Annotated in this window: 13 protein-coding genes and 1 pseudogene; 2 read left to right on the top strand and 12 right to left on the bottom strand. The window is 73.8% G+C overall.

What is annotated here, in order from left to right:
* Nucleotides 1-79: 79 nt before the first annotated feature.
* The 5 genes from ACFU7Y_RS14000 to ACFU7Y_RS13980 all read right to left on the bottom strand — a co-directional run bounded on the left by ACFU7Y_RS14000 (nt 80) and on the right by ACFU7Y_RS13980 (nt 8,135).
* Nucleotides 80-2,647 carry an ABC transporter permease gene (locus ACFU7Y_RS14000; RefSeq protein ID WP_380768023.1) on the bottom strand — a complete coding sequence of 856 codons (2,568 nt, stop codon included), beginning with the start codon at nt 2,645-2,647 and terminating at the stop codon, nt 80-82.
* Between the two features lie 43 nt (nt 2,648-2,690).
* On the bottom strand, nt 2,691-3,455 hold the full coding sequence (locus tag ACFU7Y_RS13995) for an ABC transporter ATP-binding protein (RefSeq protein WP_380768025.1): 765 nt from the start codon (nt 3,453-3,455) through the stop codon (nt 2,691-2,693).
* Between the two features lie 353 nt (nt 3,456-3,808).
* A complete protein-coding gene (locus ACFU7Y_RS13990) occupies nt 3,809-6,676 on the bottom strand; it encodes an FtsX-like permease family protein (protein ID WP_380768022.1) in 2,868 nt (955 codons plus the stop codon).
* Complete coding sequence (locus tag ACFU7Y_RS13985; protein WP_224284741.1) at nt 6,673-7,437, bottom strand: ABC transporter ATP-binding protein; 765 nt, start codon at nt 7,435-7,437, stop codon at nt 6,673-6,675. Before ACFU7Y_RS13985 ends, ACFU7Y_RS13990 begins: the two co-directional genes overlap by 4 nt.
* 71 nt (nt 7,438-7,508) lie before the next feature.
* A complete protein-coding gene (locus tag ACFU7Y_RS13980) occupies nt 7,509-8,135 on the bottom strand; it encodes a PadR family transcriptional regulator (RefSeq protein WP_224284740.1) in 627 nt (208 codons plus the stop codon).
* 79 nt (nt 8,136-8,214) lie between these two features.
* Here ACFU7Y_RS13980 and ACFU7Y_RS13975 point away from each other — a divergent pair, with 79 nt between their 5' ends.
* Nucleotides 8,215-9,186, top strand: a complete 972-nt coding sequence (locus ACFU7Y_RS13975) for an endonuclease/exonuclease/phosphatase family protein (protein ID WP_380768020.1) — start codon at nt 8,215-8,217, stop codon at nt 9,184-9,186.
* A gap of 22 nt (nt 9,187-9,208) precedes the next feature.
* On the opposite strand, the gene ACFU7Y_RS13970 is transcribed toward ACFU7Y_RS13975, so the two are convergent.
* The 4 genes from ACFU7Y_RS13970 to ACFU7Y_RS13955 form a co-directional block, all read right to left on the bottom strand.
* Nucleotides 9,209-10,420: a PP2C family protein-serine/threonine phosphatase gene (locus ACFU7Y_RS13970; protein WP_224283688.1), complete on the bottom strand. Its 1,212-nt coding sequence runs from the start codon at nt 10,418-10,420 to the stop codon at nt 9,209-9,211.
* A 191-nt stretch (nt 10,421-10,611) separates the two neighbouring features.
* Nucleotides 10,612-13,836 carry a UvrD-helicase domain-containing protein gene (locus tag ACFU7Y_RS13965; RefSeq protein ID WP_380768018.1) on the bottom strand — a complete coding sequence of 1,075 codons (3,225 nt, stop codon included), beginning with the start codon at nt 13,834-13,836 and terminating at the stop codon, nt 10,612-10,614.
* 224 nt (nt 13,837-14,060) lie between these two features.
* The gene (locus ACFU7Y_RS13960; RefSeq protein WP_380768016.1) at nt 14,061-17,396 is read right to left on the bottom strand and encodes an ATP-dependent helicase; all 3,336 of its coding nucleotides are present in this window, start codon (nt 17,394-17,396) and stop codon (nt 14,061-14,063) included.
* A gap of 82 nt (nt 17,397-17,478) precedes the next feature.
* Entirely contained in the window at nt 17,479-17,856 is a 378-nt protein-coding gene (locus ACFU7Y_RS13955) for an MGMT family protein (protein ID WP_380768014.1), read from the bottom strand.
* 135 nt (nt 17,857-17,991) lie between these two features.
* On the opposite strand from ACFU7Y_RS13955, the gene ACFU7Y_RS13950 reads away from it, so the two are divergent.
* Complete coding sequence (locus ACFU7Y_RS13950) at nt 17,992-20,760, top strand: flippase-like domain-containing protein (protein ID WP_380768012.1); 2,769 nt, start codon at nt 17,992-17,994, stop codon at nt 20,758-20,760.
* 81 nt (nt 20,761-20,841) lie between these two features.
* Here the strand turns inward: ACFU7Y_RS13950 and moeZ are convergent, their stop codons facing one another.
* The 3 genes and pseudogenes from moeZ to ACFU7Y_RS13935 all read right to left on the bottom strand — a co-directional run.
* Nucleotides 20,842-22,020, bottom strand: a complete 1,179-nt coding sequence (moeZ, locus tag ACFU7Y_RS13945) for an adenylyltransferase/sulfurtransferase MoeZ (protein ID WP_224283395.1) — start codon at nt 22,018-22,020, stop codon at nt 20,842-20,844.
* 228 nt (nt 22,021-22,248) lie between these two features.
* The gene (locus ACFU7Y_RS13940; protein ID WP_380768011.1) at nt 22,249-23,241 is read right to left on the bottom strand and encodes an NAD-dependent epimerase/dehydratase family protein; all 993 of its coding nucleotides are present in this window, start codon (nt 23,239-23,241) and stop codon (nt 22,249-22,251) included.
* Between the two features lie 143 nt (nt 23,242-23,384).
* Nucleotides 23,385-24,140 (bottom strand): annotated as a pseudogene (locus ACFU7Y_RS13935) (hypothetical protein); the annotation flags it as partial.

Here is a 24,140-nt window from a genome sequence, read left to right as displayed (position 1 = left end):
CTTCCTGTGCGCGGAACAGCGCACAGGAAGAGCGGCAAAACGGCCGTCGGAGCCGGAGCCTTTCCGGTGGTCTCGGCTGTCAATCGGTCTTGATGCTGACCAGGATGTTCAGTTTGGACGCCTGGCGAGCGGGCCACAGGGCGGCGACCAGGCCGACCAGGCCGGCCAGGGCCAGGAAGAGCAGCAGCTGGCCGTAGGGGACCACGGTGGTGAGGGTCGGCAGGCTGGAGATCAGCGTGCGGTTGACCGCCCAGGCGGCGAAGGTGCCGAGTGCGACGCCGATCACCGCGCCGAAGAGCGAAATCACCACCGACTCCAGCCGGACCATCCGCTTGATGCCGCGGCGGTCCAGACCGATCGCCCGCAGCATGCCGATCTCGCGCTTGCGCTCGAAGACCGACATCGCCAACGTGTTGATCACGCCGATGACCGCGATCACCACGGCCATGCCCAGCAGGCCGTACATCATGTTCAGCGCGAAGGTGATCATCTTGCTGAACTCGTCGCGCATGTCCTGCCTGGTCTTGACCTCGACCACGGGGTTGTTGCCGGTGGCGTCCTTGATGGACTGCTTGAGGGCGGCACTCGGGCCGTCGGTGCCCTTGACCAGGACCTCGCTGAGATAGAGCTGGGGCTCGTGCTTGGCGATCTCGGCGCTGGCCATGATGACCTCGGAGATCATCGTGTTGCCCTCGTACACGCCGCCGACCGTGAGGGTGCCCTGGCTGGCGGCGCCCCCGGTGCGGTAGTCCACCTTGACGGTGGAGCCGACCGACAGGTTCTCCTTCTTGGCCATGTTGGAGTCGACCAGGATCTGGCCCTGCTTCAGTGCCGCGGCGGAGCCGCTGACCATCTTCGGCTGGACCAGCTGCTCGAAGCCGGCCGCGTCGAAGCCGCGGACCGAGTGCAAGGCGCCGCCGAGCTCCCAGAAGGCCCGGTTGATGGGGCTGGAGACCGCGACACCGGGGGCCTTGGCGATGGCGGCGGCCAGCTCCGGGGTCAGGTCGCCGGTGGCAAGGGTGACGTCGTAGTCGGCCTTCATGGAGCTGGTGACGGCCTTGTCCACCATGTCGGAGACCGAGGAGCCGAGCACGCTCAGGCCGGTGACCAGGGCCAGGCCGATGGTGAGCGCGGCGGCCGTGGCGGCGGTGCGGCGCGGGTTGCGCACCGCGTTGCGGCGGGCCAGCTTGCCAGGGGTACCGGCCACCTTGGCCAGCAGCGGGCCGACCAGGGCGATCACCGGACGGGACAGCAGCGGCAGCAGGACGAAGATCCCGATCAGCGCCAGCCCGACACCGGCACCCACCGGCACCTGGCCGGAGCTGCTCCTGGTGGCCGCGCCCGTCACGACCAGGCCCAGGCCACCGATGGTGAACACCGAGCCGACGACGTTGCGGATCACCAGGCTCTTCTGGGTGGCCGGCTGGTCCCCGCTGCTCATCGCGGTCACCGGGGCGATCCGGGAGGCGCGCAGGGCGGGGAGGACGGCGGAGAGGACGGCGACCAGGACACCGACCACCAGGGTCACCACGACCGTGGTCGGCGCGATCACCAGTGGGCCGGTGGGCATCCCGGGGGCCGTGGCGTGGATCAGGGACTGCATCCCGGCGCCGATGCCGATACCGGCGAGCAGACCCGCCGCCGAGGCGGTGACGCCGAGGGCCAGTGCCTCGACCAGCACCGAGCGGGTGACCTGCGAGCGGCTGGCGCCGACCGCGCGGAGCAGGGCCAGTTCCTTGGTGCGCTGGGCGACCAGCATGGTGAAGGTGTTGGCGATGATGAAGATGCTGACGAACAGCGAGATGATCGCGAAGACCAGCAGCATGGTCTTCATCTTGTCCGTGCCCTTGGCGATGACCTCGGCCTGTTCGTCGATCAGCTGCTGACCGGTCTTGGTGCGGAAGTCGCCGGCCTTGGGAAGGACGTTGCTCACCTGGTCGAGCAGGGCGGACTCGGTGGTACCGGACTTGGCCAGCACCGAGACGGAGCTGTACTGGCCGGGCGTCAGCAGTATCTTCTGCGCACTGGCGGTGTCCAACAGGGTGAGCGTGCCGCCGGAGGTGATCTGCGGGTCGTCGGTGGTGACGATGCCGGCCAGCTTGACCTCCAGGGCCGGGCCGTTGCGTGCGATCCGGACGGTGTCACCGACGTGGTAGCCGCCCTTGTCGGCGGTTGCCTTGTCGAGTGCGACTTCCTTGGGGCCGGACGGGGCCTTGCCCTCCACCAGCGGGTAGCGGCTGTCCTTGCCGGAGGGGTCGGGCACGTAGTTGCCGCCCATCGCGCTCCAGACCTCGCCGATCAGGTTGCCCTTCTTGTCCGACACGCCGATGAAGCCGGAGACCACACCGCGTGACTTCGCCGCGCCGGGCAGGGCGGCTATCTGCTTGACGGTGGCGTCGGTCAGCTTCTCGGTGTTCTTCTCGTCCTCAATGTTCCCGCCACCCATCCGGGTGCCGACGGTGCGGTCGGTGACCAGCACGGAGACGTCGGTGTAGCTCTTGGCGAAGCTGTTCTTCATGGCCTGGCCGAGCGTGTCGGAGAAGACCAGGGTGCCGGAGACGAAAGCGGTGCCGAGCAGGATGGCGAGTGCCGTCATCAACAGGCGGCCCTTGTGGGCCAGCACATTGCGCAGTGCGGTGCGATACATGGGTTGCGTCCTGGGAGTTCGGGGGGCGGCTACTGGCGAGGCGTCAGCTCGTCCGACCCTTGGCGTCGAAGCGGCGCATCCGGTCCAGGACGCCGTCGGCGGTCGGAGCGGTCAGCTCGTCGACGATCCGGCCGTCGGCGAGGAAGACCACGCGGTCCGCGTAGGAGGCGGCCACCGGGTCGTGGGTGACCATCACCACGGTCTGGCCCAGCTCGCGCACGGAGTCGTGCAGGAAGGAGAGGATCTCCGCGCCGGAGCGGGAGTCGAGGTTACCGGTGGGCTCGTCGGCGAAGATGATGTCCGGCTTGCCGGCCAACGCGCGGGCGCACGCCACGCGCTGCTGCTGGCCGCCGGAGAGCTGGGACGGGCGGTGCGAGAGACGGTCGGAGAGGCCGACGGTGTCCACCACCCTGTCCAGCCAGGCCTTGTCGACCTTGCGGCCGGCGATGTCCATCGGCAGCGTGATGTTCTCCAGCGCCGTCAGCGTGGGCAGCAGGTTGAACGCCTGGAAGATGAAGCCGATCTTGTCCCGGCGGAGCTTGGTCAGCTGCTTGTCCTTCAGCCCCACCAGCTCCATCTCGCCGATCATCGACGAGCCGGAGGAGACGGTGTCCAGGCCGGCCATGCAGTGCATCAGGGTGGACTTGCCGGAACCCGAGGGACCCATGATCGCGGTGAACTCGCCCTGCGGGAACACCACGCTGACGTTGTCCAGGGCGACCACTCGGGTCTCACCCTCGCCGTAGACCTTGTTCAGACCGGTGGCTCGGGCAGCCGCCTGGCCGGTGCGGATGGCGTGCGCGGACATCGTTGTCACGGGAAACTCCTTGTGTTACGGGCAGTCGGCCGCTGATGACCGACTGCCAATTTCTCTGATGGGCAAGGCATGGAACTCCAGCCGTTGCTCCATGGTTTTTCAGCGATCACCGAAATCAGCCGCCCTGCCGAGTGGTTGAGCCACCATCGCTGGTCGTACGCACCCGACCGCATCCCATTCGCGGGTACTACACGACACCGGTCCTCGCGCACGGCCAGGCAGCGTCCACGCCCTGGTCGAGGGCGTGGCGGGACACGCGACCGGGACCCATCGACGACGCCCTGTTCCTCACCCCCCGTCGCGGCGGTGGCGCGCGACGGGGATGACGGACGGGTGCGCCGGGCTCAGCCCGAGCGGCGCAGCAGGGTGATCCGCGAGCGGGTCATCAGCGCCGCGAGGGCGGCCGCGAGCACCGGCAGCAACAGCACGGTGGCGGCGAGGGTAGGCCACGGGAAGACCAGGCTCGCCTTGTTGGCGAGCTCCTCCGGGCTCATGCCGGGGTAGCTGCTCGCCGCGGCCTCGACCTTGCGCAGGGCCACCCCCGGCACCACGCCGCAGACCACGCCGAGCAGGGCGCCCATGGCGGCGATCACCCCGCACTGGAAGCCGGACAGCGAGCGCCGGATGCGGGGCTCGGCGCCGACCGCCGCGAGGGTGGTCAGGTCGCGCTGGGAGTCGGCGGCGGCCAGCCCGGTGGCGATGCCGGCCGCGCCGAGGGCGACGATGCCCGCGAAGACGTTCAGGCCGAGCTGGATCAGTCCGGCCGGGGATTCGTAGCCGCGTTCGATCTTGAGCACGTCGTGGTCGGCGAGCTTGGCGAGCGCGCCGTCGGCCTTCTGCTGGGCGCGGTCCGAGGGCATGGCACCGGGCAGCCAGACGGAGCCCGCCGGGGCGGTGGCAAAGCCGAGCCGGGCGACGGTCTCCTGGCTGAGCACGGCCTGGGCGGGGGCCTTCAGCGCGGGCTCGGCGAGGACGGCGTCCACGCTGATCTCGGTGATGGTGGGCTTGCCCTGACCGCTGCCGGTGACCGGAGTGCTGTACCGCAGGGCGGTCTTGCCGTCCTTGATGTAGCGGGCGTCGAAGACCACCGCCTTGCCGGCGGCGAGGGCCTGGCCGGCGGCCGGGTCGGTGACTCCGTAGAGGTTGTGCAGCAGGGTGGCGCCCCCGGACGTGACCGCAGTGAACTGGCCGCCGCGGCGGTGGTCCGCCTGGCAGCGCTTGTCGGTGCTCATGACGTGCTCGCTCTCGGCCAGGGAGAGGGTGTCGCCCGAGTCCATGAGCGGGCAGCGCTCCTCCTTGGGCAGTTCCACGCTGATGTAGCCGCAGTAGCTGCCCTCGGCGCAGTCGCCCTTCGGCTCGACGCGCCGGATGTCGGCGCGCGGGCCGAGGTCGGGGATGCTGCGTTCGACGGCCTCGCGCATCTGCGGCAGCAGCTTGGCGTCGGACAGCCAGCCGCTGCCGAGGATGACCGCCCCGGACGGACCGGAGGCGATGTACTCGCGCCGGTACTGCTCCTCGTAGCTGGCGATGTAGACGCTGACCGCGACGGAGCCGGCGACGGCGGCCATCACGGCGGCCACGGCGGGCGCGGTGCGGCCGCGGTGGCGCACCGAGTCGCGCAGGGCGAGCCGGGGGCCGAGCGGGAGCCAGCGGCCGAGCCGGCCGAACAGGCCGACCAGGTAGGGCACGAGGGCGACCATGCCGAGCTCGGCGAGGGCCGAGCCGCCGAGGACCGCGAAGCTGCGGTTGCCGACGCCGCTGGTGGCGCCGTACAGGGCGAGGGCCGCGCCGCCGCCGACGATCAGCAGCCCCGCGACGGCGAGCTTGCGGCTCGGCGGCTTGAGCGTGTCACGGCCGGTGAGCGCGGCGACGACGTCCTGGCGGGAGGCCTGGACGGCGGGCACGACGGCGGCCAGCAGGCCGGTGACGAGCCCGACCAGGAGGATGCCGAGCAGGTCGAGCGGCGGCACGGCGAAGTGGCCGAAGCGCCGGCCGGAGCGCTCCTCGGCGGTGGTGCGCAGCAGGGCGACCAGGCCGGTGCCGAGGCCCAGGCCGATCACGGCGCCGGTGATGCCGAGGACGATGCCGCCGCCGAGCACGACCGCGCGGACGTTGGCGCGTTCACCGCCGGCGGCGGCGAGCAGTCCGAGCTGTCGCCGGGAGCGTCGGGCGCCGACGGCGAAGGCGGGGCCCGCGAGGAGGACGATCTCCAGCAGGGCCATGCCGACGACGGTGGCGAGGATGACGATGTCGGTCCGGTTGAAGTAGCTGGTGCCGACGGAGTGCTTCTGCTCGGCGTAGAACGGGACGTCGGCACGGGCCGGCGGGTCGGCCAGGACGGCGCGCGAGGTCACCTGGAAGCCGTACTCGTTGAGTTCCTTGACCTTCTGCCAGTCGATCGTGGCCCCGGCCGGGAGCTTGACCAGCCAGCGGGAGGTCTCGTCGGGGGCCTGCGTCGTGGCGTTGGAGCCCTGCATCGGGCCGTTGGAGCCGTCCGACGGCTTGGGGAGGCGGTTGAGCACGGTGCCGGGGCGGGCGGTGAGCTCGGTGGCGCGCAGTTCGCCGGGGTACTCGTAGACGCCGGTGATGGTGAAGGGGCTGGTCTCCAGGCCGCGGACGGCGGTCTTGTCCCCGATCTTGAGCCCGGAGCGCTTGAGGAAGTCCCGGGTGACGGCGCCCTCGGTGTCCGCGGCGGGAGCTCGGCCGTCGACGAGGTTGATCCGGCCCTGCCAGACCGGGTCGGTCAGGTCGGCCTCGCTGACCCGGGTGCTGAGCAGGCCTTCGGCGCTGGTCGCGGCGGTGTACGGGCCCTGGAGCTCGGGCACCAGGGTGGCGCCGGCCGGGAGCAGCTGGCGGGCCAGCTCGGCGGGTGCGGTGTCGAGGGCGCGCTGCTGCGCGGGGGTGTACGTGGGGGCTTCGCCGTCCTTGGCATCGTCCTTGGGGCTCTGGATGGTGAGCCCCTTGTCGGGGTCGGGCGCCTGCTTGACGGAGGAGCCGCGTTCGACCATGTGCACTTCGCCGGCCGCCTGGCCCATGTACCGGACGGCGCGTTCGGCGGGCGTGAGTTCGGCGCTGCGGAAGACCACGTCGGCGCCGGTGACGCCGAGGACGGGCAGGGCGACCATGGCGATGACGAGGGCGCTGCGGCCCTTGGAACGCAGGGCGTCGCGGCGGGCTATGCGCAGGGCCACCCGCCATGCGCTGAGCTTCACTCGTCCACCTTCATGCTGTTGGTGGCGGCGCTGACGAGCAGGCTGGCGGCGTCCTGGCTGACGGACTCGTCGACCATGCGGCCGTCGCGCAGGAAGACGACCCGGTCGGCCCAGGCGGCGTGCCGGGCCTCGTGGGTGACCATCATGGCGGCGGCGCCGGCGTCGCAGCGGGCGCGCAGGACGGCGAGGACGGCCTCGCCGGTGGTGGAGTCGAGGGCGCCGGTGGGTTCGTCGGCGAGGACGAGGCGGCGGTCGCCGATCAGGGCACGGGCGATGGCGACGCGCTGCTGCTGGCCGCCGGACATGTCGTCGGGGAAGCGGTCGGCGAGTTCGGGGATGCCGAGCTCCTCCAGGGCGGCGACGGCCTCGCGGCGGGCGGCGCGGGTGGACAGCCCGTCGAGTTCGCGCGGCAGCGAGATGTTCTCGGCGGCGGTGAGCGCCGGGATCAGGTTGTAGTCCTGGAAGACGTAGCCGACGGAGCGGCGGCGGACCTGGGCGAGCTTCTTGCGGTTGAGCTCGCCGAGGGCGACGCCCTCGACCAGGACCCGGCCGCCGCTCGGGGTGTCCAGGCCGCCGGCCAGGGTGAGCAGGGTCGACTTGCCGGAGCCGGAGGGGCCCATGACGGCGACGAACTCGCCGGGGTGGACCTTGAGGTCGACGCCGCGCAGGGCCTGGACCTCGGCGGCGCCGTGGCCGTGGACGCGGGTGACGTTCTCCAGGTGGAGCACCGGCGCCTGCCTGGCCTCTTCGGTGTGGGACACGAATTCCCCCCTTGTGCTGGGTGTGGGCCCGGAGTCGGGGCCGGGCCTGGTGGTTCGGGTGTTGCGGGGGCTCAGGTGCGCAGGCGGCGGCCGCGCCTGGCGGGCGCGGCGCTGTCGCGGGCGGCCTCGGCGGTGCGGTTCTGCAGGACTTCGGCCTGCTGGGCGAGCCGGGTCTCGCAGTGGTCGAGCCAGCGGACCTCCGCTTCGGTCTGGAAGATCAGCTGGTCGAGGACGAGCAGCCAGGCCAGGTCGTGGCCGGCCGAGGGCACCGTGCCGGGGCGCGCCTCGCCGGACAGGGCGCGGCCCTTGAGCCGGGTGTAGTCCTGGAGCGCCTTGATGCTGTGCCGGCGCTGGCCCTGGACGACGGCCGAGACGTCCACCCCGGGGACGGTCACCGCCATGGCGAGCTTGATCGCCAGTTCGTCGCGCGGGGGGTTGGTCCGGGGCACCGGGGTGTCGAACCAGGTCCGCAGTTCGTCCCGGCCGGCGTCGGTGGCGGCGTAGAACTGGTGGCCCTCGTCGTCCTCCCCCGCGGGCTCGACCAGCCCGTCGCGCTCAAGCCGCGACAGCGTGGTGTAGACCTGCCCGACGTTGAGCGGCCAGGTGGCGCCGGTGCGCGCCTCGAACTCGGTGCGCAGCTGGTAGCCGTAGCGCGGGCCCTGGTCGAGCAGGGCGAGCAGACCGTGACGGATGGACATACCGAGTATGTATACCCGGTATGTCCATCCGTCTCAAGCCGAGTACCCATCCCCCGGCGACCGGGTACCGTCGTGCGGTGTGAGCCAGTTGCGCATCGCCACCTTCAACCTGTTGCACGGCCAGCCGCTCGCCCCGGACGGCGCCCCGCGGCCCTACCCCTCCGACGCCGGCACGCCGCTGGCGGATGCGGTGGCCGCCCTGGACGCCGACGTGCTGGCGCTCCAGGAGGTGGACCGGCACCAGTCGCGTTCCGGCGGCACCGACCAGGCGGCGGTGGCGGCCTCGGCGATGGGCGCCAAGGACTGGCGCTTCGCCGCCGCGCTGCACGGCCGCCCGGCGCCGGTGGCGGGCTGGGTGCCGGAGCCGTCCGGCCCGAACGGCCTGCGGGTGTACGGGCCGGACGAGGTGGACGACGGCTCCCCGCCCTCCTACGGGACAGCGCTGCTGACGAGGCTTCCGGTACGGCACTGGCGGGCCCGGCGGTTCGCCCCGGCGCCGTTCGGGCTGCCGCTGCGGGTGGCCGGGCGGCGCGGGCTGACCCCGGTGCCGGACGAGCCACGGGCCGCGCTGGCGGCCGTCCTGGAGGGCGAGCGGGGTCCGTTCACCGTGGTGGCGGCGCACCTGTCCTTCGTCCCCGGCTGGAACATGGCGCAGCTGGCCGGCATCCGGCGCTGGATCGCCGACCTCCCCCAGCCGTACCTGGTGCTGGGCGACTTCAACCTGGTCGGCGCGGTGCCGCGCACGGTGCTCGGCGGGGCGACGGTGCTGGAGCGCACCGCGCCCCGGGTGCGGGTGCGCGAGCTGCGGGCGGCCCGGCGGGCCCGGCCGGCCCTGGCCGAGCCGCAGCGGCGCCGGGCGCGCGGGCCGCGCCCCCGACTCCAGGGCTGGCACGACCTGGCGCGCACGCCGACCTACCCCTCGCACCGGCCCGCGGTGCAGTTCGACCACGTCCTGGCGATCGGCGTGCCGCGCACGGCGGTCGGCCCGGCGGCGGCGCCGCGCGCGGCGGTGTCGGACCACCGCCCGCTGCTGGTCGAGGTGTCGCTGTAGGCGCGAGCCCGCCTGGACGTACCTACTGGGGCGTCAGGACTCCACCCTGCTGCGGGAGGTGAACGGTGCTCATGACCTGGGGTCCCGTCGGGCCGAGCGCGGGCGGGGGGTCGAACTGGAGCAGCAGCATGGCCGCGTCGTCGCCGAGCTGGCGCCCGACGTGGCGCACCACGTCCTCGTGCAGGCGCTGCAGGACGTCGGCCGGGCGGCCGGCGGCGCAGCGCGGGAAGCGTTCGGCCAGCGGGTAGAAGGCGCCCGTGCGGTCGCGGGCCTCGATCACCCCGTCGGTGAACAGCAGCACCCGGTCGTCGCCCTGGAGCAGCAGCCGGTGCACCGGCGGGCGCACGTCGGACGGGTCGAGGACGCCCAGCGGCGGTACGGTCTCGGTGAGTTCGAGCGGGCTGACCTCCCCGCCGCGCAGCAGCAGCGGGGCGGGGTGGCCGCAGTTGACGATCTCCGCGGCACCGTCGGGCCCGACGCCGATCAGCACCAGGGTGACGAACTCCTCCTCCACGCCCGGGTGGTCGTTCTCGTGCAGGGCGCGGTCGAGACTGACGGCCAGCCAGCCGGCCACCCGGTCCAGGGCGGCCTCCTGGTGGGCGGCCTCGCGGAAGGCCCCGAGCACGGCGGCGGCCGTCTCCACCGCGCCGAGGCCCTTGCCGCGCACGTCCCCGACCACGGCCCGCACCCCGTGCCGGGTGTTGACCACCTCGTAGAGGTCGCCGCCGATCCGGGCGTGCGCGGCGGCGGCCTCGTAGTGGACGGCCGCCCGGACGGTGCCGACCCGCTCGGGGACGGGCCGCAGCAGGACCCGTCGGGCGATCGAGGCGACCAGCTGGGCGTCGGCCAGCGCCCGCTCCTGGCGCAGCCTCAGGGTGGCGCTGACCCAGCCGATCGCGGCGACGAGCAGGATCGCGAAGACGCTGGCGGCGTGCACGGACTCGCCGAGGGTGTCGCTGCGGAAGGCCATCAGGAAGGCCGCCGCCTCGGTGCCCAGGCCGATGGCGAGCGGGTACCAGGTGCGGCGGCTGACCACGGCGGCCAGCGCGGGCACGGCAGTGAGGGCCGGTTCGACCGTCACCCTGGTGCCGCTGAGGTAGTCGAGGGCGACGATCAGCACCATGCCGATGAACGGCAGCGCGAGTGCCGTCCTCGGCCAGGTGCCGGTCGCGCGCGGGGCGGGCCCCGGTGTCGGCCCGGCGAACCGCTCTCTGATCCATCCGGTCGCGCTCAACTTCGGTCTCTCCAGCAGAAGACGCCGATGCCCAAGGGCACCTGCGGTGATGACTGAGGGTTAGGGAATGCGGGCCTCGCTGGCGGCCGGAGCACGGGGGTTGACCGGTTACCGACCCCACAATAGGCGCGAAACGTGCACGACGCACAGGTTTCGGGCACTGGCGCGATGACTTGGATGCTCTGCGTGACTCAATAGTCACTGTTCCCGATCAGGAGCCGTTCCAACTCTTTTCGGTCGGGAAGTCCTGTCGGACGCACGATCCGGCCACTGCGGACGTACAGGAACGAAGCCGTGACCTGCTCGGGATCGACGCCCGCGTGCTCGGCCCAGGCCAGCCGGTAGACCGCGAGCTGCAACGGGTCGGCGGTCTCCTCCCGGTGGGTCTTCCAGTCCACCACTTCGTAGCGTGACGCACCGACGGATTCCGACAACGCGTCATCCTCCCGGTAGACCGCGTCGATCCGGCCCCGCACCACCCGGCCCGCCAGCACCAGCTGGAACGGCACCTCCACCCGGTGGGGCCTGCGCTGCGCGTACGGGGTGCGCAGGAACGCCTCCTTGAGCCGTTCCAGGTCCTGCTCGTCCTCGATGCCGTCGTCGTCGGCGCCGGGCAGGGCTCCGGGCTCGACGAGCAGCAGCGGCTCGATCCGGGACTGGACCCAGGCGTGGAAGCGGGTGCCGCGCCGGGCCGCCGGCTGCGGCGGGCGCGGCATCGGGCGGGCCAGGTCGTGCGCGAAGCCGTCCGGGTCGGCGGCCAGCCGCAGCAGCTGGGTGGCGGACAGCGCCGCGGGCAGCGGCACGTCCCGCGCGGTGCGCCGGGAGCGCTCCAACTCGCCCAGCAGCGCGGTCAGATCGCGGTCCCAGGAGGCGATCTGGCGCTGGTCCTCGGGGGCCGTCTCCTCGGCCTCGGGAGCGGGCGCTCCGGCCACCCGCGCACGCACCACCTCGGCGACCCGGCGGCGGGCGTGCTGGGCGGCCGGGTCCAGCGGCAGCGGCCAGGGGCGCTCGACGGGTGCGGCCAGTGCCGGGTTCCCGGCGCCCTTCTCCGGCTGCTCGGCCCAGTGCTCGACCTCGCCGGCGCCGGGCCGCTCACAGTGCTCGCGCAACCGCTCCAGGAAGGCGGACGGGCCACGGACGGTCTTCTGGCTCGGCCCCCACCAGTGCCCGGAGGCCAGCAGCAGCGACCGCGGCCGGGTGAACGCCACGTAACCCAGGCGCAGTTCCTCGGTGCCGGAGTGCTCGGCCAGCTCCTTCTTGAACGCGGTCATCGACTTCCCGTTCCACCCCCCGCGCACGTCGGGCAGAGTTTCGGCGTCGCCGCGCAGGGCGTGCGGGAGCACGCGCTTGGTGCTCGTCCAGCGTTCGCGCGGGCTGGACGAGGGGAACGCGCCCCGCACCAGGCCTGGGACCGCCACCACGTCCCACTCCAGGCCCTTGGACTTGTGCGCGGTGAGCACCTTCACGGTGTCCTCGCCGCCGGGCAGGCTGCTGTCCAGGCCGCGCTCGTACTCCTGGGCGGCCCGCAGGAAGCCGAGGAAGGCCGACAGGCCCGGGTCGCCGTCGAGGTCGGCGAAGGAGGCGGCGACGTCCAGGAAGGCGTGCAGGGTCTCCCGCCGGCGGGCGGCCAGGGCCTGCGGGGAGGCGGCGAGTTCGACCTCCAGACCGGTGACGGACAGCACCCGGTGCAGCACGTCCATCAGCGGGTCGGCGAGCGAGCGGCGCAGTTCGCGCAGCTCGGCGGCGAGCCGGGCGAAACGCACCCGCGCCTCGGCGGAGAACGGCAGCTCGTCCGGCTTCCCCTCCTCACCGGACGGGGCGTCGAGGAAGGTCTCCACCGCGTCGGCCAGCGAGACCACCTCGGTCGGGTCGGCCTCGGCGACCGCGGCGGCCAGCGCCTCGACGCCCTCGGGCCGGTCGGTGCGCACCAGGTCGGCGGCCCGGCGGCCGAGCAGCGCGAGGTCGCGCGGGCCGATCCGCCAGCGCGGTCCGATCAGCAGGCGCACCAGCGCGGCGTTGGCGGTCGGGTCCTGCAGCACCTCGCAGACCGCCACCAGGTCGGCCACCTCGGGCAGCTGCAGCAGCCCGCCGAGGCCCACGACCTCGACCGGCACCTCCCGGGCGACCAGCGCGGCGTGGATGTCCGGGAAGGCCGCGCCGCCGCGGCACAGCACGGCGATCCGGCCCGGCGCGGTGCCGGTGCGCACCAGGTGGGCGATCGAGTCGGCGAGCCAGTCGATCTCCTCGGCGTGGGTGGGCAGCAGCGCCGTGCGCACGTAGCCGTCCTGCTCGGCACCGGGGGCCGGGCGCAGCGCCTCCACGCCCTCGTGCATCTCCCGCAGCGGGGCGGCGAGCTCGTTGGCGAAGGCGAGCAGGCGTCCGCCGCTGCGGCGGTTCTCGCTCAGCGCGTGGCGGTCGGCGGGGCGGCCGTCGGCCTTCGGGAAGTGCCGGGGGAAGTCGTCCAGATTGGCCACGGAGGCGCCGCGCCAGCCGTAGATCGCCTGGCAGGGGTCGCCGACGGCGGTCACCGGGTGGCCGCTGCCGGTGCCGTCCGGGCCGGCGCCGAACAGACCGGCGAGCATCAGCCGCTGGGCGACCGAGGTGTCCTGGTACTCGTCCAGCAGCACCACCTTGAACTGGCCGCGCAGCAGCCCGCCGACCTCCGGGCGCTGCTGGGCGAGCCGGGCGGCGGCGGCTATCTGGTCGCCGAAGTCCATCAGCCCGGCGGAGCGCTTGCGGCGCCGGTAGTCCTCGACCAGCCGCAGCAGCTCCAGCCGGGCCCGGGCGGTGGCCGGGACGGCCCGCAGGTCGTCGTTGGTCAGCTTGACGGTGGCGAGGGTGTCCAGCAGCTCCTCGTCGAAGTCGCGCAGGGTCTGCGGCTCGACCAGGTGCTCGGCGAGCTCGCCGTCCAGCGCGGTCAGGTCGGCGACCAGGTTGGCGAAGGTGCCGGTGAGCGCGGGGAACGGGCCGCGGGCGGTGCGCAGCACCTTGGCGGCGAGCTGGAAGCGGGTGGCGTCGGCGAGCAGCCGGACGTCCGGCTCGATGCCGATCCGCAGGCCGTGCTCCTTGAGCAGGCGGCCGGCGAAGGCGTGGTAGGTGGAGATCTCCGGGTCCCCGAGCGCCTCGGCGGCCCGGTCCGTGACTCCGGCCCGCAGGAGGGAGAGGCGCACCCGTTCGGATAGCTCACCGGCGGCCTTGTTGGTGAAGGTGAGGCCGAGCACCTCCTCGGGCCGCACGGCGCCGGAGCCGACCAGCCAGACGACCCGGGCGGCCATCACCGTGGTCTTGCCGGAGCCGGCGCCGGCCACGATCACGGCCGGCTCCAGGGGGGCGCCGATGGCCGCCATCTGCTCCCGGTTGAACGGGATCCCCAGCAGCTCCTTGAGCTGGTCGGGATGGCTGAGCACGGCGGTCACCCCGCAACCGTAACCGGAGCGACGGACAGGCGCTCACGCCTGTCCGCCCCGCCCCGAGCCGAAGGGCGCGCCGGTGCCGAAGGCGGGGGCCCCTCCTGCCCGATGGCGGGCAAGGAGGGCGAGCGACGAGCGACGAGCGACCGACGAAGGAGGGAGTGCCGGAGCGAAGGGTGTCGGCGCGGGTCCGGGCGCCCGGAGGCGAGCGGGCGAGTCACGGACAACCCTCACTCGACCAGTTGGGCGCCGTCGCGCTGGGCGGAGCAGCTACGGCGGAAGGCGCAGCGGTCGCAGCCGCCGCCGGTCTGCGGGACGAAGCGCTCGGCGAGGACCTTCCCGGCCGCCTCGGCGAGCAGGTTCTCGATCCAGGGTTCGCCCTCCGGCGGCTCCTGCCGCTGCACCTTCGGGGCGTCCTGGGCGGCCTTGGCGGCGGGCTCGCGCAGGTGGACCAGTTCGGCGCCGCCGGTGTCCGGCGGGTGCGCGGTGAAGCCGGGCAGCTCGTTGAGGGCGCCGGCCCGGACGGCGAGCTGGTAGACGGCGAGCTGCTTGTGCTCGGGCAGCGACTTGTCGGCGGGTATCTGCTTGCCGGTCTTGAAGTCGACCACGTAGGCGCGCCCGGCCGCGTCCTTCTCCACCCGGTCCATCGAGCCCCGGATGCGCACCGAGACGCCGCCGACGTCGAGGGTGACGTCGAAGCCGTGCTCGGTGGCGACGAGGTCCCGGCCGCGCTCCAGGACGTGCCAGTTGAGGAAGCGTTCCAGGGCGGCCCGGGCCTCGGCCTTCTCCTGGTGGGACTTCCAGGGGGCGTCGAAGGCCAGCGCGTCCCAGACGGTGTCCAGCCGCTCCATGAGCACGGCGAGGTCGGCGGGGGTACGGCCGGAGCCGACCTCGTCGGCGAGGGCGTGCACCACGTTGCCGAAGCCCTGGGCGGCCGAGCCCGCGCCGCGCGCCTTGACCTCCTTGTCCAGGAACCACTGCAGGGAGCAGCTCTCCAGCTGCTCCAGCCCGCTGCCGGACAGCCGGACCGGCGCGTCGGCGCTGCGCAGCGGCTCGGGGGCGGTGGTCGGGTCGTCCAGGCCCCACCAGCGCTCCGGGCGGGCGGCGGGCACCAGCGGCAGCCCGTCCTCGTCGGTGGCGGCGGCGAGGGTGGCGAGCCGTTCGGCGGCGGCGCGGCGCAGTTCGGGCGAACGGGCGGGGTCGACGGTGACCGCGCGCAGTTCGGCGACCAGCGCGGCCACCGACAGCGGACGGCGCGGGCGGTGGGTGACGTCCTCGACGGTGACCGGCGGGGTGCGGCGGACCACCTTGCCGCTCCTGGGGTCGACGTCCTCGCGGTAGAGCTCGCGCAGGAAGCGGGAGGGCTCGTCGCCGTCGTCGGCGGGGGCCTTGACGGCGGTGACGATCAGCCGCTCCTTGGCCCGGGTCGCGGCGACGTAGAAGAGCCGGCGCTCCTCGCCGAGCAGCGCGCCCGGGGAGAGCGGTTCGGCGAGGCCGTCGCGGCCGATCCGGTCGGCCTCCAGCAGGGAACCGCGGCGGCGCAGGTCGGGCCAGAGGCCGTCCTGGACGCCGGCCACCACGACCAGGCGCCACTCCAGGCCCTTGGAGCGGTGGGCGGTCATCAGCCGCACCGCCTCGGGGCGCACGGCCCGGACGGTGAGGGTGTCGGCGGCGATGTCCTGGGCTTCGAGTTCGGCGAGCAGGTCCAGGGCGCTGCGGTGGCCGGTGACCTGCTCCTCGGCCCGGGCGGCGGTCTCGAAGAGGGCGCACAGCGCGTCCAGGTCGCGGTCGGCGTTGCGGCCGGCCGCGCCGCCGCGCAGGGCGGCCCGCTCCAGGCGTTCGCGCCAGCGGCGGCTGCCGTCCCACAGCTCCCAGAGCGCCTCCTCGGCGGTGCAGCCGCCGGCCAGCAGCTCGCGGACCTTGCGCAGCAGGGTGCCGAGGTCGCGGGCCCGGCGGGCGTGCGCGGGGTCGAGGGCGACGAGGCGCTCGGGTTCGGCGAGGGCCTCGCGGATCAGCTCGCCGGCCGGGCGCGGGGCGGTGGCGGGGCGGCCGTCGGCGCGCAGCGCGGCACGCTCCTCCTCGCGCAGGGCCCGGCCGAGGCGGCGCAGGTCGGAGCCGTCGAGGCCGCCGAGCGGGCCGGTGAGCAGGGCGTGCGCCAGGTCGGTGGTCAGGGGCTCGGCGGCGAGCGGGCCGGGTGCGTCAGGGTCGCCCTGTTTGTCCCGGGCGGCCTGCTCGGCGCAGACCCGCAGGGCGAGCAGCAGCTGGGCGACGGCCGGCTCCTCGCGCAGCGGCAGGTCGTCGCCGTCGATCTCCAGCGGGACCCCGGCCGCGCCGAGCGCCCGCCGCACGCCGGGGATGGAGCGGGCGCCGGCCCGGACGAGCACGGCCATCTCGCCCCAGGGCACGCCGTCCTCCAGGTGGGCGCGGCGCAGCAGGTCGGCGATCGAGTCCAGCTCGGCGCCGGGGGTCGGGTAGGTGTAGACCTCGACCCTCCCGCCCTCCCGGGAGGGCAGCAGGGCGCGGTGCTGGGCGAGCTTGTCGGCGGGCAGCCGGCCCATCGGCATCCGGCGGGCGACCTCCCGGGAGGCGGCGAGCAGCACGGCGCCGGAGCGGCGGGAGACCCGCAGCACCTTGACCTCGGCGGGGCTGCCGTCGGCCTGCCGGAAGGTCTGCGGGAAGTCGAGGATGCCGTTGATGTCGGCGCCGCGGAAGGCGTAGATCGACTGGTCCGGGTCGCCGACCGCGACCAGGTCGCGCCCGCCGCCGGCCAGCTGGCGCAGCAGCCGGACCTGGGAGGGGTCGGTGTCCTGGTACTCGTCGACGAAGACGACCTCGTAGCGCCGCCGCAGCTGCTCGCCGACCTCGGGGCGCTCGGCGAGCAGCACGGCGCGGTGGACGAGTTCGGCGTAGTCGAGGACGCCGCGCAGGTCGAGCACGTCGAGGTAGTCGGCCAGGAAGTGCGCGGCGGCGGCCCAGTCGGGGCGCTGGACGCCTCGGGCGAAGCGCTCCAGCTCGGCCTCGCCGAGGCCCAGTTCGCGGCTGCGGGCGAGGACGGCGCGGACCTCGTCGGCGAAGCCGCGGGTGGTCAGGCAGGCCCGCAGGTCCAGCGGCCACTCGATGCGGGTGCTGCCGAGCTTGGCGTCCTCGGCGCCGCCGGCCAGCAGTTCGCGGACCATGACGTCCTGCTCGGGGCCGGAGAGCAGCCGCAGCGGCTCGGCGTAGTCCTCCGGGTCCTGGTGGGCGCGCAGCAGGGCGTAGCAGAAGGAGTGGAAGGTGGTGGCCTGCGGGGCGGCGGCCGAGCTGCCGAGCCGGCCGGACATCCGGTCGCGCAGCTCGGTCGCGGCCTTGCGGCTGAAGGTGAGGACGAGGATCCGCTCGGGGTCGGTGCCGTCCTCGATCCGCCGGGCGACCGCCTCGACCAGCGTCGTGGTCTTGCCCGTACCGGGGCCGGCCAGGACGAGCAGCGGCCCGCCGGCGTGCTCGACCACGGCGCGCTGGTAGGCGTCCAGCACGGGCGGATCGGGCTGGACGAGCGGGCTGCGCACGAGCCGGTAGGGGGAGCTCACGAAGTGGTCCTGGGGTCGAACTGGGGCATGGCGGAGGCGGACCCGCCGGGCCCGCCCGCATCGAGCCTACGATCCTGCCCCGTCAATCCCGCTCGTGCGGCGGTTTCGCCCGGTTCTCCTCGCCGTCCCAGCGGGCCCGCCCGAGGTCGACCCGGGGCGGGTCGGCGGGTTCGCGCAGCGGGGTGCCCTCCTCGCCGTAGTGGGCGAGGGCGCGCTGTTCGTGCCCGGGCAGGAGGCGGCCGTCCGCGCGGATCACCCGCCACCAGGGCACCGAGCCGCCGTACAGTGCCATCACCCGGCCGACCTGCCGGGGGCCGCCCTGGCCGAGGTACTCGGCGACGTCGCCGTAGGTCATCACCCGGCCGGGTGGAATCCGCTCGGTCAGGTCGAGCACCAGTTCGGCGAACGGCGGCAGGGCATCCGGAAGACCGTCGTGTGTTACGTCCGTCACCTGCGGCATCCTTCCCTATGGGGGCGAACCCGCGGCACCGTGCGGCCGATCCGCCGCGCCTGATCCGCCCCCTGTCCCGCACGGGAGGCCGGGGCATGCCACCATCTTCCGGGGCGGTGAGTGGTGATACGAGGACAAGACCAGATGACCGGGACGGCTGACGTGGGCGTGGACAAGGACTCCGACGAGTCCGCTGCCGCCGTGCCGTCGGCACCCGGGAACGAGAGCGAAGGCCGGCCCGAACCGGGGCCGACGCCGGAAGTCTCCCTGATCAAGGACCGGACGATCAAGACCCCCGCACCCGCGAAGACCCCCGGACAGCCCGGCCCGCCGCCGGCCGAGACCACCACGGCCCCGGAACCCGCCGCCCCGGAACCCGCGCCCGCCGGCCCGGAGGCGCCCGCCGGACAGCCCGACGACCACGCCCCGCTGGACGAGGCCCCGCACCTGGACGTCGACGAGCCGCTGCTCGCCGCCCGCGCACACCGCCCGTCCGACCTGATCCGCTTCCTGGCCGGCGTCCTCGGGATCGTCGCCGTCTTCCTGCTGGCCGGCATCGCCACCTCGACCACCACCGGCATCGAGCAGGACATCGCCACCAACGCACCGCACTTCTCCGTGGTGTTCTCCACCATCACCGGCCTGATCTCCAGCGTCGCGGTGCTCGCGGTCCCGCTGGCCTTCGCCGTCGAGCGGCTGATCAAACGCGACGGCCTGCGGGTCGCCGACGGCGTGCTCGCCTCGGTACTGGCGTACGGCGTCTCGCTCGGCGTCGACTGGTGGGTGGCCGAAGGCGCCTCCGACAACATCCGGGAAGCGCTGACCCGGCTGCCGATGGACAGCAACGGCACCCTCACCGACCCGGTGCACGGCTACCTCGCCCCGGTGATCGCCTACATGACCGCCGTCGGCATGTCGAGCAGACCGCGCTGGCGGGTCGCCCTGTGGGTGGTGGTGGTCTTCAGCGGGATCACCGAGCTGCTCGGCGGCTACACCACCCCGCTGTCGCTGATGCTCACCGTGCTGATCGGCTGGTCCGTCGCCTACGGCACGCTGTACGCGATCGGTTCCCCCAACATCCGGCCCACCGGCCAGCACCTGATGATCGGCCTGCGCAAGGTCGGCTTCACCCCGGCCGGCGCCGTGCGCGCCCCCGACGCCCCCGGCGGCACCCGCCGCTACCACGTCATCCAGCAGGGCGGCCCCCCGCTGGACGTGCACATCATCGACCGCGAGCAGCAGGCCTCCGGCTTCTTCTACCGGGCCTGGCGACGGCTGCGGCTGCGCTCGGTCGCGGTGCGCCGCAGCCCCCAGTCGCTGCGCCAGGCGCTGGAGCAGGAGGCGCTGATCGCGTACGCGGCGGCCGCCTCGGGCGCCTGCGCACCGCAGCTGGTCGCCACCTCCGAGCTCGGCCCGGACGCCGCGATCCTGGTGTACGAGAACGTCGAGGGCTGCACCCTGGACGAGCTCTCCGACGAGGAGGTCACCGACCCGGTGATGGCCTCGATCTGGCAGTCGGTGGCCGCCCTGCACGAGCGCCGGATCGCCCACCGCCGGCTCACCGGCGAGTCGCTGCTGGTGGTGGACGAGCGGACCGGCTGCCTCGTCAACCTCTCCGGCGGCGACATCGCCGCCACCGACCTGACGCTGCGGATCGACGTCGCCCAGCTGCTCACCACCTTCGCGCTGCGGATCGGCCCGGAGCGCGCCGTCGCCACCGCCAACGCGGTGCTCGGCGCCGAGCGGGTGGCCCAGGCGCTGCCGCTGCTCCAGCCGGTCGGGATGAGCCGCTCCACCCGGGTCGACCTCGCCAAGCTCACCAAGGAGCGCAAGGCCGCCGCCCGGGCCAGGGCGCTGGAGCAGGTCGCGGCCGGCGAGCGCACCCAGCAGCAGGCCGAGGAGGACATCGCGGCGGCCGGCGAGGACCTGTTGAGCCGCATCCGCGGCCAGATCCTCCAGATCGCCCCCGAGGCCCCGATGGCCCCGGCCAAGCTGGAACGGCTGAAGCCGAAGAGCCTGATCATGGTGATCGCGCTCACCTTCGCCGCCTACCTGGCCCTGACCACCATCAAGCCCGCCCAGCTGAAGCTCTCCCAGATGAACTGGGCCTGGGCCGCGGCCGCCCTGCTCGCCGCCGCGTTCAGCTACGTCGCCGCCGCGATGAGCCTGACCGGCTTCGTCCCCGAGCGGCTGCCGTTCCGGCGCACCGTCGCCGCCCAGCTGGCCGGCTCCTTCGTCAAGCTGGTCGCGCCCGCCGCGATCGGCGGCATCGCGCTCAACACCCGCTACCTGCAGAAGGCCGGCATCCGCTCCGGCCAGGCGGTGGCCTCGGTCGGCGCCTCCCAGCTGGCGGGCCTGGCCGGGCACCTGCTGCTGCTGTTCAGCTTCGGCCTGATCACCGGCAGCCAGACCAACGGGGACCTCTCCGCCTCCCGCGCGGTGATCATCGGCGTGCTGAGCGCCGCCGTGCTCGCCCTGGTGGTGGCCGCCGTCGCCCCGCTGCGCCGGTTCGTGCTGGGCCGGCTGCGCTCGCTGTTCTTCGGCGTGGTGCCGCGGATGCTCGACCTGATGCAGACGCCCAGCAAGCTGGTCACCGGGTTCGGCGGCATCCTGCTGCTGACCCTCTCCTTCACCGCCTGCCTGGACTTCTCGGTGCAGGCCTTCGGCGGCAACATCAGCTTCTCGGCCGTCGCGGTGGTCTTCCTGACGGCCAACGCGGCCGGCTCGGCGATCCCCACCCCCGGCGGCATCGGCCCGGTCGAGGTCGCCCTGATCGGCGCCCTGACCGTCGCGGACGTCTCCCCCGCGGTCGCCACCCCGGCGGTCTTCCTCTACCGGGCGCTCACCTTCTGGCTGCCGGTGCTGCCGGGCTGGATCTCCTACAACGTGCTCCAGCGCAAGAACGCGCTCTGAGCCGCCCGGGGCGGTCCGGACCTCCCCCGCGCAAACGGGAAGGGCCCGCCGGACGGCGGGCCCTTCCACGCGGGGCGTCGGTCAGTAGACCGGCTTGTGCGGCTCGATCTGGTTCACCCAGCCGAGCACGCCGCCGCCCAGGTGGACGGCGTTGGCGAAGCCGGCGGCCTTCACCACGGCCAGCACCTCGGCCGAACGCACGCCGGACTTGCAGTGCAGCACGATCTTCTTGTCCTGCGGCAGCTTCTCCAGCGCGTCGCCCATCAGGAACTCGTTCTTCGGGATCAGCACCGCGCCGGGGATGTTGACGATCTCGTACTCGCCGGGCTCGCGGACGTCGATGAGGTAGATGTCCTCCTCGTCGTCCTGCCACTGCTTGAGCTGCTGCGAGGTGATGGTCGAACCGGCGGCGGCGGCCTGCGCCTCCTCGGACACGACGCCGCAGAAGGCCTCGTAGTCGATCAGCTCGGTGACCGTCGGGTTCTCACCGCAGACGGCGCAGTTCGGGTCCTTGCGGACCTTCACCTGGCGGTAGTTCATCTCCAGGGCATCGTAGATCATCAGCCGGCCGACCAGCGGGTCACCGATGCCGGCCAGCAGCTTGATCGCCTCGTTGACCTGGATCGAGCCGATGGACGCGCACAGCACGCCCAGCACTCCGCCCTCGGCGCAGGAGGGGACCATGCCCGGCGGCGGGGCCTCCGGGTAGAGGCAGCGGTAGCAGGGGCCGTGCTCGGCCCAGAACACGCTGGCCTGGCCGTCGAAGCGGTAGATCGAGCCCCACACGTACGGCTTGCCGAGCAGCACCGCGGCGTCGTTCACCAGGTAGCGGGTGGCGAAGTTGTCGGTGCCGTCCACGATCAGGTCGTAGCCGGAGAAGATCTCCATGACGTTGGAGTTGTCGAGGCGCTCCTCGTGCAGCACCACGTTGACGTAGGGGTTGATCTCCTTGACCGAGTCACGCGCCGACTCCGCCTTGGAGCGGCCGACGTCCGACTGGCCGTGGATCACCTGACGCTGGAGGTTCGACTCGTCCACCACGTCGAACTCGACGATGCCCAGCGTGCCGACACCGGCGGCGGCCAGGTAGAGCAGCGCCGGCGAGCCGAGGCCACCGGCACCGACGCACAGCACCTTGGCGTTCTTCAACCGCTTCTGCCCCGCCATGCCCACGTCCGGGATGATCAGGTGGCGGGAGTACCGGCGGACCTCGTCAACGGTGAGCTCGTCGGCCGGCTCGACCAGGGGTGGCAACGACACGGGGACTCCGATGGGTCTTGTTCGGATGGCCAGGGCCAACCTCGGCGTTGGGTTGCTGCTCCGCCACTCGGGTGGCTCTCTAGGCCAACAGTGTCACGCCCCTGCGGTATTCCGAGACAGCCCGTCCGATGGGCGAGACGGGCGGCGCCGGATCGTGGAACCGGCGGCGGGGCCCCGGAAGGCGCCCCGGGCCCGTGGTTGACGGGCCCGGGGCACCGCGCGGCGCCGTCACACCCGACAGGCCGTCTCCAGCCAGACGTCTCCCAGCGACTCCTCCAGCGGCACCTGTGTCCGCCATCCGAGACGGTCCCGGGCGGTGCGCACGTCCGCCTGCCGCCACGGCACCGGCTCGCCCGGCACCGCCCGGCCCTCCGGGCGGTGCCCCTCCGGCCGGTGCCCGGGCAGGTGGTGGCCGGGCAGGTGGTGGTCGCCGCCCGCCCCGGCGAGCTGCGCGGGCAGCAGGACCTGCCGGTTCTCCTCGACGATCTGCCCCTCGAAGCCCGAGGCCCGCACCAGCAGCTGGGCCGCGTCCCGGGCCCGGACGGCGTGCCCGCTGCCGATGTTGACGACCCCGGTGGCGGCCGACACCGCGGCCGCCTGGATGGCCCGGGCGACGTCCCGCACGTCCACGAAATCCCGGTATCCGGACAGGTCCGGCATCCGCACCTGGTGCTCGTCCCGCTCCAGCGCCCGCCGCAGGCCCTCGGCCAGCCGGCCGAACAGCGAGGCGGTCGGCGCCCCCGGGCCCACCACGTCGAACACCCGCAGCACCGCCGCGTCCAGCCCGGAGGCCAGCACCAGCTCCGTCCCGGCCAGCTTGGAGACCCCGTACGGGCCGACCGGCCGCGGCTCGGCCTGCTCGGAGACCGGAACCCCGCCGGGCACCGGCCCGTACTCGGCGGCCGAGCCGACGTGCACCAGCCGGGCCGGCTCCCGGCTGCGCCGGATGGCCTCGCAGACGGTCGCGACGGCCAGCGTGTTCGCCCGGATCAGGGTGCGCGAGCTGCCGTAGGTGGCGCCCGCGCAGTTGATCACCACCTGCGGCGCGACCGCGTCCAGGAACCGGGCCAGCGCGCCCGGGCTCCCGGTGGTCAGGTCGAAGCGGATGTCGGCCGAGTCGCGCCGGCCGAGCACCGCCACCTGCAACTCCTGGTCCATCAGCAGACGATCGGTGACCCGGCGGCCGATGAAGCCGTCGGCGCCCAGCAGCAGCACCCTCATCGGGGGTGTCCTTCCACGAAGCCAGTTCGTGACGACCTGGCGGACCGAATTCAACGAAGTTCAACGAACGGGACGAAGGCGGGGACCGCGAACCGGACCCCAACAACGGTCGAACGGGAGTTTGCGACGGAGGTGGACGGTGCTCAACGGTGCGAGCCGGCCCGGCCGAGCACCGCCCCGGCGTACGCCAGCAGCGCCACCGCGACGGTCCCGCCGCCCAGCAGCCAGGCCTCCGCGGCGGAGCGCCCCAGGGCGAGCGGCCCGAGCACCGCGGCGGCCCCGGCGCACGTCCCCGCCGCGGCGGCCGCCGTCCGGCCGCACCGCGCCAGCAGCACCGACAGCACCAGCAGCAGGCCCAGCACGCCCTGCGCCGCCCACTGGGCGGGGCAGGGCCGCTCGGCCGCCAGGTGGAGCAGCCCCTCCCCGTGGCCCGGCCCGGGGCGCGGCACGACCACGGCCGTCACGGCCAGCGCGGCGAAGCTCAGCGCCCCGAGCACCGCCAGGTACAGGGCCAGCGCGACCGGGAGCACCGGACGCATCCGGGCCCGGAACCCGGCCAGGGTGCCCGCCGCGCCCAGGTGGCCGCAGCCGACCTCCCGGTACCAGCGGGCCGTCCGCTCGGCCGCCCCGGCCGACACCGCCACCGCCAGCACCAGCGCGACGGCCGCCGGGCGGTCCCCGCCCTGCGCGGCCGGCGGGAGCAACAGCAGCGCGGCCAGGCCCAGCCCGTGACCCAGCGCCGCCGGGCGCAGCCGGGAGCCGGGGCGCGGCCGGGGCGCCGGCACCGGCACCGGCCCCAGGGCATCCGGCGGGCGGGCGGGCACGGCGCACGGCGGGCCGGGCTCGGCCGGGGTCAGCGCGGGCAGCAGCACCAGCGGGACGGCGGCGGACAGCAGCAC

It is taken from the genome of Kitasatospora sp. NPDC057542 (assembly GCF_042801945.1).
GTDB lineage: Bacteria > Actinomycetota > Actinomycetes > Streptomycetales > Streptomycetaceae > Kitasatospora.
The sequence above is the reverse complement of the archived record's forward strand: the minus strand, read 5'-3'. Positions and strand labels throughout refer to the sequence as shown.

Excerpts from the sequence above, each read along its gene's own strand:
- ACFU7Y_RS14000 (WP_380768023.1), bottom strand. The coding sequence starts at position 2,647 with ATGTATCGCACCGCACTGCGCAATGTGCTGGCCCACAAGGGCCGCCTG.
- ACFU7Y_RS13995 (WP_380768025.1), bottom strand. The coding sequence starts at position 3,455 with ATGTCCGCGCACGCCATCCGCACCGGCCAGGCGGCTGCCCGAGCCACC.
- ACFU7Y_RS13980 (WP_224284740.1), bottom strand. The coding sequence starts at position 8,135 with ATGTCCATCCGTCACGGTCTGCTCGCCCTGCTCGACCAGGGCCCGCGC.
- ACFU7Y_RS13955 (WP_380768014.1), bottom strand. The coding sequence starts at position 17,856 with ATGCCGCAGGTGACGGACGTAACACACGACGGTCTTCCGGATGCCCTG.
- ACFU7Y_RS13950 (WP_380768012.1), top strand. The coding sequence starts at position 17,992 with ATGACCGGGACGGCTGACGTGGGCGTGGACAAGGACTCCGACGAGTCC.
- ACFU7Y_RS13940 (WP_380768011.1), bottom strand. The coding sequence starts at position 23,241 with ATGAGGGTGCTGCTGCTGGGCGCCGACGGCTTCATCGGCCGCCGGGTC.